The 15,338-nt window shown below is 44.6% G+C and carries 14 protein-coding genes, 1 tRNA gene and 1 pseudogene; 14 read left to right on the top strand and 2 right to left on the bottom strand.

The window, feature by feature from the left end:
• Nucleotides 1–38: 38 nt before the first annotated feature.
• Nucleotides 39–398: a Rieske (2Fe-2S) protein gene (locus H6G32_RS00145; protein WP_190453073.1), complete on the bottom strand. Its 360-nt coding sequence runs from the start codon at nucleotides 396–398 to the stop codon at nucleotides 39–41.
• Between the two features lie 471 nt (nucleotides 399–869).
• Here H6G32_RS00145 and H6G32_RS00140 point away from each other — a divergent pair, with 471 nt between their 5' ends.
• Together H6G32_RS00140 and H6G32_RS00135 are read left to right on the top strand one after the other, a co-directional pair.
• Nucleotides 870–3,749 (top strand): beta strand repeat-containing protein, encoded by a 2,880-nt coding sequence (locus H6G32_RS00140; RefSeq protein ID WP_190453070.1) that lies wholly within the window; start codon nucleotides 870–872, stop codon nucleotides 3,747–3,749.
• A gap of 122 nt (nucleotides 3,750–3,871) precedes the next feature.
• Entirely contained in the window at nucleotides 3,872–4,594 is a 723-nt protein-coding gene (locus H6G32_RS00135) for a PEP-CTERM sorting domain-containing protein (RefSeq protein WP_190453067.1), read from the top strand.
• 181 nt (nucleotides 4,595–4,775) lie between these two features.
• Here the strand turns inward: H6G32_RS00135 and H6G32_RS00130 are convergent.
• Nucleotides 4,776–4,862, bottom strand: a tRNA-Ser gene (locus H6G32_RS00130).
• A gap of 103 nt (nucleotides 4,863–4,965) precedes the next feature.
• Between H6G32_RS00130 and H6G32_RS00125 the strand changes: the two genes are divergently transcribed.
• The 12 genes and pseudogenes from H6G32_RS00125 (at nucleotide 4,966) to H6G32_RS00070 (ending at nucleotide 15,338) form a co-directional block, all read left to right on the top strand.
• Nucleotides 4,966–5,334, top strand: a complete 369-nt coding sequence (locus H6G32_RS00125; RefSeq protein ID WP_190453064.1) for a 2Fe-2S iron-sulfur cluster-binding protein — start codon at nucleotides 4,966–4,968, stop codon at nucleotides 5,332–5,334.
• Nucleotides 5,335–5,374: 40 nt separating this feature from the next.
• Nucleotides 5,375–5,929 (top strand): thermonuclease family protein, encoded by a 555-nt coding sequence (locus H6G32_RS00120; RefSeq protein ID WP_190453487.1) that lies wholly within the window; start codon nucleotides 5,375–5,377, stop codon nucleotides 5,927–5,929.
• Nucleotides 5,930–5,989: 60 nt separating this feature from the next.
• Nucleotides 5,990–6,799, top strand: coding sequence for an inositol monophosphatase family protein (locus tag H6G32_RS00115; RefSeq protein WP_190453061.1), 810 nt, complete (start codon nucleotides 5,990–5,992; stop codon nucleotides 6,797–6,799).
• Between the two features lie 132 nt (nucleotides 6,800–6,931).
• On the top strand, nucleotides 6,932–7,888 hold the full coding sequence (locus tag H6G32_RS00110; RefSeq protein ID WP_190453058.1) for a J domain-containing protein: 957 nt from the start codon (nucleotides 6,932–6,934) through the stop codon (nucleotides 7,886–7,888).
• Complete coding sequence (locus H6G32_RS00105; RefSeq protein WP_190453055.1) at nucleotides 7,888–9,099, top strand: ATP phosphoribosyltransferase regulatory subunit; 1,212 nt, start codon at nucleotides 7,888–7,890, stop codon at nucleotides 9,097–9,099. Before H6G32_RS00110 ends, H6G32_RS00105 begins: the two co-directional genes overlap by 1 nt.
• 59 nt (nucleotides 9,100–9,158) lie before the next feature.
• The gene (locus tag H6G32_RS00100; RefSeq protein ID WP_190453052.1) at nucleotides 9,159–9,386 is read left to right on the top strand and encodes an indolepyruvate ferredoxin oxidoreductase subunit alpha; all 228 of its coding nucleotides are present in this window, start codon (nucleotides 9,159–9,161) and stop codon (nucleotides 9,384–9,386) included.
• Between the two features lie 105 nt (nucleotides 9,387–9,491).
• Nucleotides 9,492–10,220, top strand: coding sequence for an ABC transporter ATP-binding protein (locus tag H6G32_RS00095; protein WP_190453049.1), 729 nt, complete (start codon nucleotides 9,492–9,494; stop codon nucleotides 10,218–10,220).
• 677 nt (nucleotides 10,221–10,897) lie between these two features.
• Nucleotides 10,898–11,632 carry a carbonic anhydrase gene (locus tag H6G32_RS00090; RefSeq protein WP_190453047.1) on the top strand — a complete coding sequence of 245 codons (735 nt, stop codon included), beginning with the start codon at nucleotides 10,898–10,900 and terminating at the stop codon, nucleotides 11,630–11,632.
• 160 nt (nucleotides 11,633–11,792) lie between these two features.
• Entirely contained in the window at nucleotides 11,793–12,152 is a 360-nt protein-coding gene (locus H6G32_RS00085; protein WP_190453044.1) for a four helix bundle protein, read from the top strand.
• The gene (locus tag H6G32_RS00080) at nucleotides 12,152–12,619 is read left to right on the top strand and encodes a Mov34/MPN/PAD-1 family protein (protein WP_190453042.1); all 468 of its coding nucleotides are present in this window, start codon (nucleotides 12,152–12,154) and stop codon (nucleotides 12,617–12,619) included. Before H6G32_RS00085 ends, H6G32_RS00080 begins: the two co-directional genes overlap by 1 nt.
• Nucleotides 12,620–12,685: 66 nt before the next feature.
• The gene (moeB, locus tag H6G32_RS00075) at nucleotides 12,686–13,858 is read left to right on the top strand and encodes a molybdopterin-synthase adenylyltransferase MoeB (protein ID WP_190453040.1); all 1,173 of its coding nucleotides are present in this window, start codon (nucleotides 12,686–12,688) and stop codon (nucleotides 13,856–13,858) included.
• A 253-nt stretch (nucleotides 13,859–14,111) separates the two neighbouring features.
• Nucleotides 14,112–15,338: pseudogene (locus H6G32_RS00070) on the top strand (MFS transporter).

Raw genomic sequence — 15,338 nt, 5'->3', positions numbered from 1 at the left:
GCTTTGTATCTGATTGTCCGGCAACGAAAGCGATTTAATTATCCCTCTTGCAAATCAATCCAGATACTGCCTTCTTCCACGCGAATAGGGAAGACGGGTAGTGTTTTTGGTTGTGAAACCATTGAGAGTAGCTTGCCTACTCCAGGCGGCCAGGGACACCATGTTTTCACCTCACCAGTACTTAGGTCAAAAGCACTGCGATGGAAAGAACAAACGATCGCACCATCTTCTGTGATTTTGCTACTTTTCAACGGTAGTTTTAAGTGAGGACAAATGTTATCAACAGCATAAAACTGATTTTCGTGGTTCAAAAGCAGGATATTCCGATTACCTACTTTCACCACTTGTCGCGCACCAGATGAAAGGGCATCGGCTGCAAGAACTTTAGTCCAACTCATTAGGTTCTCCGTTCCTAATATATCTGCTCTCAGTTTCCCGCAATTCTGCTTTGATGTCACGGAGTGCCCGCTCTCCTATTCCTTAAATGACAATTTTTCAGCAAATTTACTCATGGCATCAACCAAATAAGTATTTATACTTATTTAGTCCTTAGATGCTTGTTTACAAAACATAATTTTTCGGTAGAAACCACGTTTATTTTCCTAAGTACCATCAGTTACGCTTGCTTCAAGCATAAAAATTCATCAAAACTTAGTATAAGCTCCTTCTATAGAAATTTTCTCTTCATCTGGCTAGTAACTTTATACGAAAACACCTTAAACAGAAATAAAAGTTGCATTTGCATAGCCAGTTTTAGATCGATCAATTTGCAAGTCCTACTTGTGATTTTGGAAAACAGTCATTTCGATTTCCCACTCTAGTTAATCAGAATCACTATTGAAGTAAAAGTTTTTTGGAGAAATTTCTAAATGTCTATCATAACTGTCACCAACTCCCAAGATAGTGGACCTGGTTCATTGAGAGATGCACTCGCCAATGCTCAAGCGGGTGACACTATCGAATTTGCATCTAGTCTGGCGAATGAAACTATCACCCTCACCAGTGGTCAACTATCTATTACAGAAAGTATCACAATCGATGGCAGTGGAGCAGCAAATTTAACCATTAGTGGTAATAATGCCAGCCGAGTGTTTTTTATAGCGCAATCCGAAGACGCTACTATAAAAGACTTGATTATTACCAACGGAAAAACCACAGGCAAAGGTGGGGGAATTCAAGTTAGTTCTTACAGTAGTTTAACGTTAATTAATTCTCAGGTTAACAATAATACCGCCGATCAAGGTGGAGGAGTTCAGGTAGGCTATACTAGCCATGCAACAATAATTAACAGCAGCTTCGACAACAATGATGGTACAGCGACAGGGTCAGGCTTTAGTGCAGGGGCGATCGCTACTGAGAATGATGGCTCACTGAGTATCAAAGATAGCGAATTCACCAATAACCGTGGTGTGTCAGGCGGAGCAGTGTATAACCTATTAGGTTCACTCACTGTAGAAAATTCAGTTTTCGTCAATAACACCGCAACCCTTGAGGGCGGAGCAATTTTCACAGATGGAGCAAACCCTTCTGGGCCTAACCCTACTTCTAGCACTGTCGGGGGCACAATTAGGATCAGTGACAGCTGGTTTGAGGGAAATGAAAGCGTTGGTGGCGGGGGAGCGCTCTATCTGTACATCTACAACCCCGATCAGGTAATTGTTGAAAATAGCACGATTATTAACAACACGACCACTACCAACAGTAAAGGCAATGCCCAGGGAGGGGGAATACGAGCCAATGGTAATGTAACAATCCGCAATGTTACCCTTGCCAACAACACCACCGAGAAACAAGGTGGTGCATTGTGGCTAGATGGGGATTCAACTTCAGCAAATGCAGTCATCAATATCGAGAACAGCACCTTTTCTGGAAACACCGCCACTGACACAGATGGTGGTTTTGGTGGTGCAATCGCCATTAACCCCAGCGCAACTGCCACACTCAACGTCACCAACTCCACGATTGTTGATAACTATGCCGGAGAAAACGGAGGGGCGTTTTGGGTTGTTGAGCCATCGCAACAAACAACCCTTACCAATTCAATCGTTGCCAACAATACAGCAAACGATGGTCAAGGAACAGGTCAGCAAGTCGCGTACCAGTTACTTGATGGCGGCGGTAATATTGAGTATCCCGAACCACAGCCTAAAAACTCTAAAGTAACAGCCAACGCTCAAGTTATTGACCCTCAACTGGGCGAACTCCAAGAGATTGACGGTGTACTAGTACGTCCTTTGCTGAAGGGCAGTCCCGCCATTGATGCAGGAGTTGAGGGCGGATCAACAACTGATGCCCGTGGTTTGACCCGTGACAGCCAACCTGATATTGGAGCATTTGAATATAGCGCCACGGATACAGGCATCATCATCAGCCAAACTGATGGCAGCACCAACGTCACCGAAGGCGGCGCTACTGACAGTTACTCTCTTGTCCTTAATAGTCAACCCACCGCTAATGTCACCATTAGCATCAATAGCGGCAACCAACTCACAAGCAATACCAATACTCTCACCTTCACTGCCAACAACTGGAATGTCGCTCAAAATGTCACGGTGACTGCCGTCAATGATGCCGTCGCACAAGGCGATCGCGTCGCCACCATCCAATATACAGCCACCAGCAGCGATACTGACTACGACGGCATTACCATCAACCCTGTCAGCGTCAACATTAGTGACAACGATACCCCAGGGATCATTATCAGCCAAACTGGTGGTAGCACCAACGTCACCGAAGGCGGCGCTACTGACAGTTACTCTCTTGTCCTTAATAGTCAACCCACCGCTAATGTCACCATTAGCATCAATAGCGGCAACCAACTCACAAGCGATACCAATAATCTCACCTTCACTGCCAACAACTGGAATGTCGCCCAAACTGTCACGGTGACTGCCGTCAATGATGCAGTCGCACAAGGCGATCGCGTCGCCACCATCCAATATACAGCCACCAGCAGCGATACTGACTACGACGGCATTACCATTAACCCTGTCAGCGCCAACATTAGTGACAACGATACCCCAAACCTGATTATCAATGAAACTGGTGGCAGCACCAACGTCACCGAAGGCGGCGCTACTGACAGTTACTCTCTTGTCCTTAATAGTCAACCCACCGCTGATGTCACCATTAGCATCAATAGCAGCAACCAACTCACAAGCGATACCAATACTCTCACCTTCACTGCCCAGAACTGGAATGTCGCGCGAAATGTCACGGTGACGGCAGTAGATGATGCGGTAGTAGAAGGCAGCCATAGCGGCACGATTGTCATAACTGCAGCCAGTGTTGATGCCAATTACAATCAGCTTGTCTTCCCCACAATCAATGTCGGCATTACGGACAATGACACGGTGATTAACGGTACTGCTGGCCGCGACACCCTAACTGGCTCTTCCAGCAGCGACTACATTACAGGCTTCCAAGGTGGAGATATGTTAACTGGTGGGGCTGGCAGCGACCAGTTTATCTATACCAGTATCCGGGATGCCGGCGATACCATCACTGATTTTCAAGCTGGTATCGACAAAATTGTCTTGACACAACTGTTCCAGAGCTACAGTCTCGGTAGCCTCGACTATGCAACTGCCACGGTACAGGGCTACTTGAATTTTCGTACTACTGGCAGCGATACAAATGTACTTATTGATCCAGATGGCTTACTTGGTTCCGCTCGTTCCACATCCTTGATTACAGTTCAAGGTGTTGACCAAGGGACACTTGCCAGTGCCAATAATTTCTTGTTCTAAGTGCAGCCTCTTTGATTTTCTTTGTTCCTCCCTGAAGGGGAGAAATAAGAAACCAGTGTTTATGCGTGTAGCAATTTTTGCTTGCCAAGTTTAGGATAGTTAAATATCAAAGGAGGTATTTTATGTCTGTTTCTCATTTGATCAAGCATTCTGCTATCACTACAGGTATTCTTAGCCTTGCCAGCTTCGGTTTAGCTGCCAGCCCCTCACAAGCTGTTTCTGTAGACTTCAGCAGTTGGGACAAATTGGGTGATGTGTATACTCAACCAGGTGAAGCGAGCTTGAGCAATGACAACGCCAACTTTCAGGATGATTCCCCTCAAGCCTCTGGTTATTACAATTTATCAGGCAATAACCCAGAAGAAGCAAGTCCAAACCCAAATTTGCAAGACTTTCTTGGCTTAGATGCCGAATCCCTAGATGATGATGGTCAAGCTTATGAGGGATCGGCAATTAAATCTGTAATCACTGCTCAAGCTGGGGATAAATTAAGTTTTGAATGGCGATTTTCTACTAACGAAACCAGTAACAAAGACTTCGGTTTTTTTCTGGTGAACAACAACGTTATCAAGCTCGCTGACTTCACCAATGCATTACAGTCTGGAACATCTGGCAGTTTCCAAACAAATACAGGTTTCAATACCTTTAGCTACACCTTTAATTCTGCTGGAACCTACAACCTCGGTTTTGGGGTTGTGGATGTGGGTGATTATGTTACTTCATCAGCCTTGGATGTTAAAAATGGGAATCTTGAGGAAGTTCCTGAACCTACAACTATCGTGGGTTCACTCATCCTAGTGAGTGCTGGCTTGCTGGAACGATCCCGGAAAAAAGCCCGAAAATAAAATCAATTTGGATTGGTTGAGCGTGTTATTTTAGCGATTGTCATATTTTGATTGGGCGATCAGCAAAAAATCAAACTAGACCGCTTGTACAGGTCTGCCTCAAATCAATCATTTCTATGTGAACTAGCTTTATTGCCGCTGCCCGCCCTATATAGGGACGGGTATTCTTGTCTCAGTAAAACGGAGAGGGAGGGATTCGAACCCTCGTATACATTTCTGCATAACAGACTTTCCAGGTCTGCGCCTTCAACCACTCGGCCACCTCTCCAGGTGCCATGACTTACGATTGTACGATGAAATTCAAAAAAATGCAAAGATTAGAGAAGACATTTTTATAATTAGTCTGAGACCCCACATTTTCAATCATCAAGATGGATCGGAAATACACGATTAAAGTTCACGATCGCGCTACTGGCAAAATACACACCCTGCAAGTACCCGAAGACCGCTACATCCTGCACACTGCCGAACACCAAGGGGTAGAACTGCCGTTTTCCTGCCGTAATGGGGCTTGCACTACCTGTGCCGTCAGAGTCATCTCAGGAGAGATTTACCAACCGGAAGCCATTGGACTGTCGCCAGAATTGCGCCGCAAAGGTTATGCTCTACTGTGTGTGAGTTATGCCCGTTCTGACTTGGAAGTAGAGACACAAGACGAAGATGAAGTCTATGAACTCCAATTTGGGCGCTATTTTGGTAGGGGGAAAGTTAAAGCGGGTTTACCCTTAGATGAGGAATAGGGTTTTGTTTGCGCCTTGGCGTCTAGGCGTCTGGGCGCAAATGCCAACTTTGGCGGCACGTCTGGGCGTCTGGGCGCGAAACATGGCAATATTAGCTTGCTTGCTCCTGCTGGTGAGTTGTCAAGCGAAAAATCAGGGAGCAGAAAATCAGGCTCAGGTAAAAGTAGCGCGGGTAGTGAGTGGACAAAGTTTGGAAGTGCTAGGTATGGCAGAGCAACCAAATTTGATTTCCCAAGTGCGGTTAATTGGGATTGATGCCCCAGATGTGAGACAGCGTCCTTGGGGAGATGAGGCTAAACAACTGTTAGAAACGCTGATTGGCAATGTAGAAAAACCCGTAGTGCTGGAATTTGATCTCGAAGCGCAAGACAAAATTGGGCGGACTTTGGCTTATGTGTGGAAAGATAAAGTATTGTTAAACGAAGAATTAGTGAAACAAGGGTATGCACTATTCGTAGGGCGATCGCCTAATCACAAATATGACCAGCGTTTAGAACGTGCCCAACAATGGGCTAGACTCATGGGGCAAGGAATTTGGAATACCGCAAAACCCATGCGTCTGACCCCCGCACAATTCCGCCGCATGAATCGGTAAGTATAGGACTGAATACTGGATACTGGAAGGGGGACAATTGACCTGTTTGACCAATGACCAATGACTAACCTACAAATTTTTCTAGATATTGCCACAGAGGCGGCCTTAGCTGCTGGTGTCGTGTTGCAAGATTATTTCGGTAAGTTAGAAGGGGCAATTATTGAAAAGGGACGCCCTGGTGATTTAGTCACCGCCGCCGATAAAGCTTCAGAAAAGTTGATTTTAGAAGTTTTGCACTGCCATCTTCCTGAACACTCTATCCTCGCTGAAGAGTCGGGTAAATTAGGAAATCAAGATAATGAATACCTCTGGGCAATTGATCCCCTAGATGGCACAACCAACTATGCCCATCAATACCCGTGTTTTGCCGTTTCCATTGGGTTGTTAATTAATGGCGTTCCCCAAGTCGGCGTAATTTATGACCCCTTCCATGATGAACTATTCCGTGCTGCCGCTGGCTTGGGAGCAACGCGCAACCGCCGCCCCATCACGGTTTCCCAAACAGCTGAACTGAGTAAAAGCTTGCTAACGACAGGATTCGCCTACGATCGCCGCGAAACATCTGACAACAACTACGCGGAATTTTGTCACCTCACCCATCTTACCCAAGGAGTCAGGCGCGGTGGTTCAGCATCTCTAGATTTAGCTTATGTTGCCTGTGGGCGTGTTGATGGCTACTGGGAAAGGGGTATTGCTCCTTGGGATATCGCCGCTGGCGTGATTTTGTTACAAGAAGCTGGGGGTAAAATCACCGCCTACGATGGTACTCCCTTCAAAATTGAGTCTGGTAGAATCCTTGCCACTAATAGTCATCTTCACGACAGCCTCAGTGATGCATTGATGCAAGTTCCGCCCCTTTCAACTTGGTAATGAGGGGTGATGGCGGAGTAAATAATAAATCATTATAACCTCGCTAATTCAGTGTTATCAACTAAACAATTGACTAATCTGGCAAAGTAAACTGGAGAGAATATAACTGCTCCTTGGGTGCAACAGCTGTATATGTCTTTGAGAATAGATCGTGGACTTTTTAAATATGATTTCATAGACCATCACGCAGTTTTGTGCGTTGCAGTTGATGCGGATGTCAAAGATATCCGCAAACGCTATCTCAGTATTGCCCGTCGCTTGCACCCTGATAGCCGTGTTGCTGCGAGTGAAGCTGAAAAACAGCTATCCAGTGAATTGTTATCTAAGCTGGTTAACCCAGCTTATGAAAAACTTTCTTTGGAACGCACTCGCACCGAATACATCCTAGTTTTGTCGCAAATGGGCAAGCGCCTAGTACAAGAATCATCGGCGGTGGAACTGCACAGCAACTTGGCCAAGCAATTAGCTAATGCTCCCAATATCGATCTTTTCTATAAAAGTGCGATCGCTAAAATTGCTGAAACTCAATTTGATGCGTTGCAGCAAGTGCCGCAAGTCATTGCCCAAATTAGTGAGTTAAATTTAGTCTACTTAATGCGGATTGCTGGCCAATCATTGGCAGGGTCAACACCCCCAGCCAAAATTAACCCCAGTACGACAACGCCAAATGCAGCCAAAAATCTAGCACCACCACCACCAGCAGCACTACCTAAAGAAGACTCAGCAGCTGAACAGTACATCCGCCGCGCTCAAACCTTAATTGATAAAAACCAATTAGCCCAAGCCAAAGTAGAATTACAGGACGCCCTGAAACTAGAGCCGAAAAATAGTCGTAGCCATAGCTTGATTGCAATGGTCTATTTACGGCAAAATCAGTTGAAAATGGCAAAAATTCACTTTGACAACGCCCTGAAATTAAACCCTAAAGACGAATCAGCTTTGGAATGGATACCCAAAATAGAAAAGGCTTTAGGGAGACAATCCGGTGCTAGTCAGGTGAATTCATCTCCAAAAAATGGAGGTAAGCAGCCAGATAATACTGGAGGTGGCGGTTTGTTTGGTGGTTTGTTTGGTGGGAAGAAAAAATAATGGTGTATCAACCAGCAGCGGGAGCTAGGGATTTATTGCCCTTAGATGTGACTCAAAAACGCTGGATTGAAGAAAGGTTACAGCAAGTGTTTCATCGTTGGGGATATCACAGGATTATCACCTCAACCTTGGAGCGTATGGATACCCTAATGGCAGGTGAAGCAATTGTGCGCCAGATGGTGATTCAACTGCAAAATGCCCAAGATCAAGAATTGGGGTTGCGTCCAGAACTGACAGCTTCCATTGCTCGTACCGTTGTGACGCGGATGGCAGGTGTCACTTATCCCCAACGGCTGTACTACAATGCCAATGTATTTCGCCGTAACTGGGAAAGTAGGCATAATCGCCAGCAAGAGTATTATCAAGCTGGGGTGGAGTTGTTGGGGACTGGGGGATTGCTGGCAAATGCAGAAGTGCTGTTGTTGGTAGCAGATTGTTTATTCGCATTGGGTTTGCAGGATTGGCATTTAATCTTAGGTGAAGCGGGAATTACCCGATCGCTTCTCAATGCCTTTCCCGCTCATCTACAAGGTAAAGTACGTCAGGCGATCGCACATCTCGACCGGATTACCATAGATACTCTACCCCTCGACGATGAATTACGCCAACGTGCCAGAATCATGTTGGATCTGCGAGGCAACAGTGCAGATGTCTTGCAACAAGTCAGCAGCTTGAATCTAGACACAGAGCAGCAAGCAGCGGTAAATAATCTCAAATCCCTAGTAGAGTTACTAGAATCAGAGAAAAAATTCCCCCTCATCCTTGACCTCAGCCTGATCCAAACCATAGATTACTACACTGGCATCGTGTTTGAAGTCGTCAGTCACACAGAAAACCAAGCTCAGGTTTTAGGGCGAGGTGGTCGCTATGACCAACTTTTGGGGCTATATCATCCCCAAGGAGAAAATATCCCCGGAATTGGTTTTGGACTCAATATTGAGGATTTATACCAAGTACTCTCGTCTACTCAGCAATTACCCCAAGCAATCCCAGCTAGCAACTGGTTGGTAGTACCAGAGACAGCAAGTGCTAACGCTGCCGCCTTTGCCTATGCCCAAAAACTGCGAGCTTCTACCGAGTTGGTACGAGTAGAAATTGACTTGGGGGGAAGAGATGCACAAGCTATCCATAAATATGCACGCGATCGCCAAATTGCCCAAATTGCCTGGATCAAACCTGATGGTGTACCAACAATTGAACCATTGCACTAAAACGTAACACGGCTAATTGTTAGGCTAGAAACTGATGCAGAAGAGAGGGAATCGAGAATATGCCGCACACGATTGTTACTGATGTTTGTGAAGGTGTCGCTGACTGCGAATCTGCCTGTCCTGTAGCTTGCATTCATCCTGGCCCAGGTAAAAACGTCAAAGGAACCGATTGGTTTTGGATTGACTTTGCCACCTGTATCGACTGTGGTATTTGTCTCCAAGTTTGCCCAGTTGAAGGAGCAATCCTCCCAGAAGAACGACCCGAATTGCAAAAAATAACCGAATAAATTAACGGGTAATGGGTAATGGGTAATTGGTAATTGGTAATAGAAATCAATCACCTATTACCTATCACCTATTACCTATTACCTATCACCTATCACCTATCACCTATGACTAATAACTATTTATTAGAAGTTCAAAACGTCCATGCCGGATATATTAAAGATGTAGATATCTTACAAGGCGTAAATTTTCGGGTTGAATCAGGGGAACTGGTAACAGTAATTGGCCCCAACGGTGCCGGCAAATCTACCTTAGCAAAAACCATTTTTGGGCTTTTGACCCCCCACACAGGCACAATTACCTTCAAAGGCGAAAATATTGCTGGTTTAAAGTCCAACCAAATTGTGCAACGGGGAATGTGCTATGTACCGCAAATAGCCAACGTTTTTCCCTCTCTCACAGTGGAAGAAAACCTAGAAATGGGGGCTTTTGTCCGGAATATTCCCCTGAAACCCCTAAAAGACAAAATCTTTACCATGTTTCCTAGATTAAGCGATCGCCGTCGTCAACGTGCAGGTACTCTCTCCGGTGGGGAACGCCAAATGTTAGCGATGGGTAAAGCTTTGATGCTAGAACCCAGTTTACTGCTGTTAGATGAACCTTCTGCCGCTTTATCCCCCATCTTGGTAACGCAAGTATTTGAGCAAATTAAGCAAGTTAATCAAGGGGGAACTGCGATCGTTTTGGTAGAACAAAATGCCCGTAAAGCTTTAGAAATGGCTAATCGCGGTTATGTATTAGAATCAGGACGTGATGCCATCTCTGGCCCAGGACAAGAATTATTGCATGATCCCAAAGTGGGAGAATTATATTTAGGTGCCGGTAAAGCACATTAACCGTAGGGTGCGTTAGGAACGCACCGTTTCCGAGATGTTATTTAACTAAACGACCGATAAAAATATATTTTTGTTGGTGGTTTTAGTTTTTAGAGGATTTTTTTTGTCTCACGCAAAGGCGCAAAGGCGCGGAGAAGAACGCAAGAGGGGAATTTTTCTAGACGTTTACTATTTGAAGATAAGCTATATTGTCAATATATTATTTTTTATTTAAGCAAAAGATTAAATGATTCTTAAACTGTGTAAAAACTTACTCTTAAATCTTCCATGATTCTGATATCTTCCTGGCAATAAGGGAGCTTTTGTCAGGTGGGTTAATGAGTAGAGTTAACGGAATTTTGAATTTTGTGCCTCTTTCAGAGGATCTGCCAAGACAGCCTAGTGTGCCGTAGGCTCTATGAGTGAATTTTGAATTGGTATTACCCATGACTGGATATCCTTAGGAAACCATAGAGAAACCTCTTAGGAAACGATAATTTTTTCATATAAAACAATTTAACTATGAATACTATAGTTTGGTATATTCCAGTAAATAACATAGTTTTTTTGTTACTCTGTTGCAGCCATACTTTAACTGCTCCTTACCTGCTCAACCATAGTTGGGGGTAAGGATATAACTTAATTAGGTATACAAGCAACTTCGTATCAAATTTGCTTATTCCCCTGGAGGTAGATTGATGAGTCGTATTAATGGATTTGTTGGGCGTCGTAATTTCTTAAAATTAGCAGGTGTGGGTAGTATCGGCATTGGTGCTACTGCTGCTGCTGGCACTGTACTGTGGAAAGGAGAACCAGCTATTGCAGATAACCCATCTACCGCTGTGAAACCTCAACCTGTTACTCCTCAAGCTGCTTTGAAAAGTCTGGTAGAGGGTAATCAACGGTTTGTTAATGGGAAACGTCTCAACCCCAACCAATCAAAGTTGCGTTTACAAGAAACTTCCGTAGCCCAATATCCGTTTGCAGCTGTATTAGGTTGTGCTGATTCTAGAGTACCCGCAGAAATGATTTTTGATCAAGGTCTTGGAGATTTATTTGTTGTGCGAGTGGCTGGTAATGTCGTTTCTCCAGAGGCTATAGGTAGTTTGGAATTTGGCACAGCTGTATTGGGTGCCCAATTAATCCTAGTTCTGGGTCATTCTAAATGTGGTGCAGTCTCCGCTGCTGTCAAAGGTGATCCTCTCCCTGGAAGAATTAGCTCCTTTGTGGAAGAAATCAAACCTGCGGTAGAAAATGCTAGAAGCAAAACTGGTAATATAGAAGATAATTCTGTCATTGCCAATGTTCAATATCAAGCCGAAAGATTGGCTGAAAGCTCAACTATTTTAAGAAGTTTAATCAAGGAAGGCAAACTTAAAATTGCTGGTGGTCGTTATGACTTGGCTACTGGAAAAGTTACCTTGGTAGCTTGAGATGAGATGGGTTTTTGTAAATAAAAATGTAAAGAAATGAAATAACTATGTGGCTATTTAATGTGAGTAGCTAGCTTGAGAGACGCACACAAAAATTAGTGGCATAGTAGTAGGGTGGGCATTGCTCACCCTATCAGATATCAAGGATACGAGCATCATAATGACAGACTTCAGAGAAATCAAAGCATGGGAAAAAGCTCATGAACTGACAGTTGCAGTTTATGAGGTGACCAAAAGTTTTCCAGAAGAGGAATTACTGGGGTTAACACAACAAATTCGTTTAGCCTGTGCGGCGATACCGATTAAAATAGCTCAGGGATGCGATCGCCAATATCCAGAAGAACAATTAGATTTTTTGGAATCGGCAAATGATTCCACGATTGAGGTAGAATATCACCTGCTGCTTTGTTTTGAGTTAAATCTGCTCGACTCATCAGATTACGATCGCCTCATCAGCAGTGTAGTAGAAGTCAAAGACCTGCTGGAATCCTTCATTGACGAGCAAAGCCGGAATTTTTGATGAATGCAGCGCGAATCAAACTCCTCCCAGAACATCGGCAAATTATCCGCACCCATGCCGAAAGCATCTACCCGGAGGAGTGCTGTGGGATAATGCTTGGTTCTCTGGCTAGTGGGTGTAAAACTGTAGTGGAAGTAATCCCCACAGTAAACGCTTGGAATACAGAAGCGGCAGATTTTGCCCATGACCCCAGAGAATATAGTACCAGAAGAAGATATGCGATCGCGCCCCAAATCATGTTACAAACTCAAAGGGACGCCAGAAACCGTAACCTAAATATCATTGGCATCTACCACTCCCATCCAGATTATCCCGCTATTCCCTCAGAATGGGACAGGCTATATGCATGGACAGAATACTCATATATAATAATATCCGTCCAAAACAGAAAAGCAGGCGAACTCCAAAGCTGGACTTTAGATGATAGTCACCAGTTCCAAGCCGAAACAATCGAATACATAAATTGAACAATTAACAACGGATATCTTTTTTGGTTACCATTAATACTCCTAACTGCGACATCAAAACAGAAAATGCTCAATCCCAATCTGGATGAAATCCAGTTGAACAAAGACGATTACGAACGCTACTCCCGCCACTTGATTTTGCCGGAAGTGGGAGTGGAAGGACAAAAACGCCTGAAAGCAGCCAGTGTCTTGTGTATTGGCACAGGTGGACTAGGTGCACCGCTGCTGTTATATTTAGCAGCAGCCGGTGTGGGACGCATTGGAATTGTAGATTTCGATATCGTCGATACCTCCAACCTGCAACGCCAAGTCATTCACGGTACATCCTGGGTAGGTAAACCCAAAATTGAATCAGCGAAAAACCGCATTCACGAAATTAACCCCTATTGTCAGGTTGATTTGTACGAAACTCGTCTGAGTTCAGAAAACGCCCTCGATATCATTCGTCCTTACGACATCGTTGTTGATGGAACCGACAACTTCCCCACCAGGTATCTAGTCAACGACGCTTGCGTATTGCTAAACAAACCCAACGTCTACGGTTCCATTTTCCGCTTTGAAGGACAAGCCACCGTATTTAACTACGAAGGCGGGCCAAATTATCGTGACTTATATCCCGAACCACCACCACCAGGAATGGTTCCCTCCTGTGCAGAAGGTGGAGTACTAGGAATTTTACCGGGAATGATTGGTATTATCCAAGCGACGGAAACAGTCAAAATTATTCTTGGTAACGGTAATACCCTCAGCGGACGCTTGCTGCTATACAACGCCTTAGAAATGAAATTCCGGGAGTTAAAGCTGCGTCCTAACCCCATCCGCCCAGTAATTGAAAAGCTAATAGACTATGAACAATTCTGCGGTATTCCCCAAGCACAAGCAGAGGAAGCAAAACAGCAAATGGAAATTCAAGAAATGACAGTGGTGGAGTTGAAGCAATTGCTGGATAGCGGTGCAAAAGATTTTGTACTGTTGGATGTCCGCAACCCCCATGAATACGAAATTGCCAAAATTCCCGGTTCCATACTAGTACCCTTACCCGATATTGAAAACGGGGGAGGCGTTGCTAAAGTCAAAGAATTACTCAACGGACACCGCTTAATTGCTCATTGTAAAATGGGTGGACGTTCTGCCAAAGCCTTGGGTATTCTCAAAGAAGCCGGAATTGTCGGCACAAACGTCAAAGGTGGAATCACCGCTTGGAGTCGTGAAGTAGATTCTTCCGTTCCAGAATATTAAAAACGTAGACCCAGAGAGGACAAAGAAAACTTTTCTCACTCTCTCTTCCTTCACATTAAGACTTACGCAAGAACTCTGCCAAACCCTTCTTCCTTTGTGTCCTTTGCGTCCTTTGCGGTTTGTTTCTTCGTGATTTTGCGTAAGTCCTGGATATTAAAGGCATTGCTGAATCAAAATTGAATTTTTATTTCTACTTTTGCGCCTCTGCGCCTCTGCGTGAGATATTCATATCCTGATTCAGCAACGCCAAAATATGAATACCTCAAAATCTCCGCCAAATATCTTATGGATGCAAGTTTGGGCCTTAGCTCTTTTGCAAGGAGCAATTACCCTCACTTGGTTAATTTATAACTCATATCTGCCCAAACTTTTAACTCAGTTTGGATTTCCCACCTCCTTGGCAGTTGGTATATTAGTAGTAGAAAATGCCTTAGCTGTAGTGATGGAACCGCTGATGGGCGGACTTTCTGACCAAACCAAACGTTCTTTAGGAAGTCGTTTTCCCTTCATTTCCGTCGGAGTCATCCTGGCATCGGCTTTGTTTATCGCCATCCCCTGTATTGTAACCTTTATCCCGCCTGGTGATGTGTTCCGCTGGATTTTACCTATCGCAATGGTAGCTTGGGCGTTAGCGATGACAGTTTTTCGCTCGCCTGCGATGGGCTACGCCCCGCCAAAGGCGATCGCATTACTCGGAAGATATTCTACACCCAAAGAGTTACCCTTAGCCGTCAGCTTCGTGACTTTAGCCGGGGGAACCATTGGCGCATTTAGAGGAATTGCCAATAACTTTATTCTTAGCTTAGGGCCGATTTTTGCATTTGCGATCGCTTCCAGCGGGGCGTAGCCCATCGCTTCCTTCATTCTCCTAGCAGCTGCGGCGGTGTTGCGCTATCTCAACCCCCCAGAAACACCAACCGAGAAACATCACACCGAAACTGCAAACTTACCCTTACAGCCATTAACTTTAATATTCGCCACGGGATTTAGTATCGCTTGGGGTTCCCGGTTGATGATGGATGCATTAGGCAAAGTCCTGAAATCGCAATTCAACACCGATGATATCAGCTTGCTCATGTTGGGTATTGGATTAGCTTTAGCATTTGCTGCCCTACCTGCTGGTTTCATCGCTACCAAAATTGGAAATCGTCAAGCAATGCTTTATGGAGTCATTGCGACTGTTTTCGCAATTCTGGCGCTACCTTATATGCGCGCACAGATTCCCATTATATTTTTTATAGTAATTGGATTTAGCTTAATTGTCAACGGGGCAATTCCCTTTATTTTGGGTTTAGTGCCTCAACGCTGGGCAGGATTAGGAATAGGGATATATTTTGGTGGCTTCTCATTAGCCATGAGTGTATTTGCGTTTATATTTCCCCCAGGGATTACACCAATAGTAGCTGCCATTGTCGGTGCATTAGCTTTCTTCCTAGCGGGTGTGTGCATTACTTTAACGCCAAAGAACGCAGAGATTTAA

Source organism: Cylindrospermum sp. FACHB-282 (assembly GCF_014697195.1).
Classification (GTDB): Bacteria; Cyanobacteriota; Cyanobacteriia; order Cyanobacteriales; family Nostocaceae; genus Cylindrospermum.
Note: the sequence above shows the minus strand (reverse complement) of the source record. Positions and strands in the feature narration are given on the sequence as shown.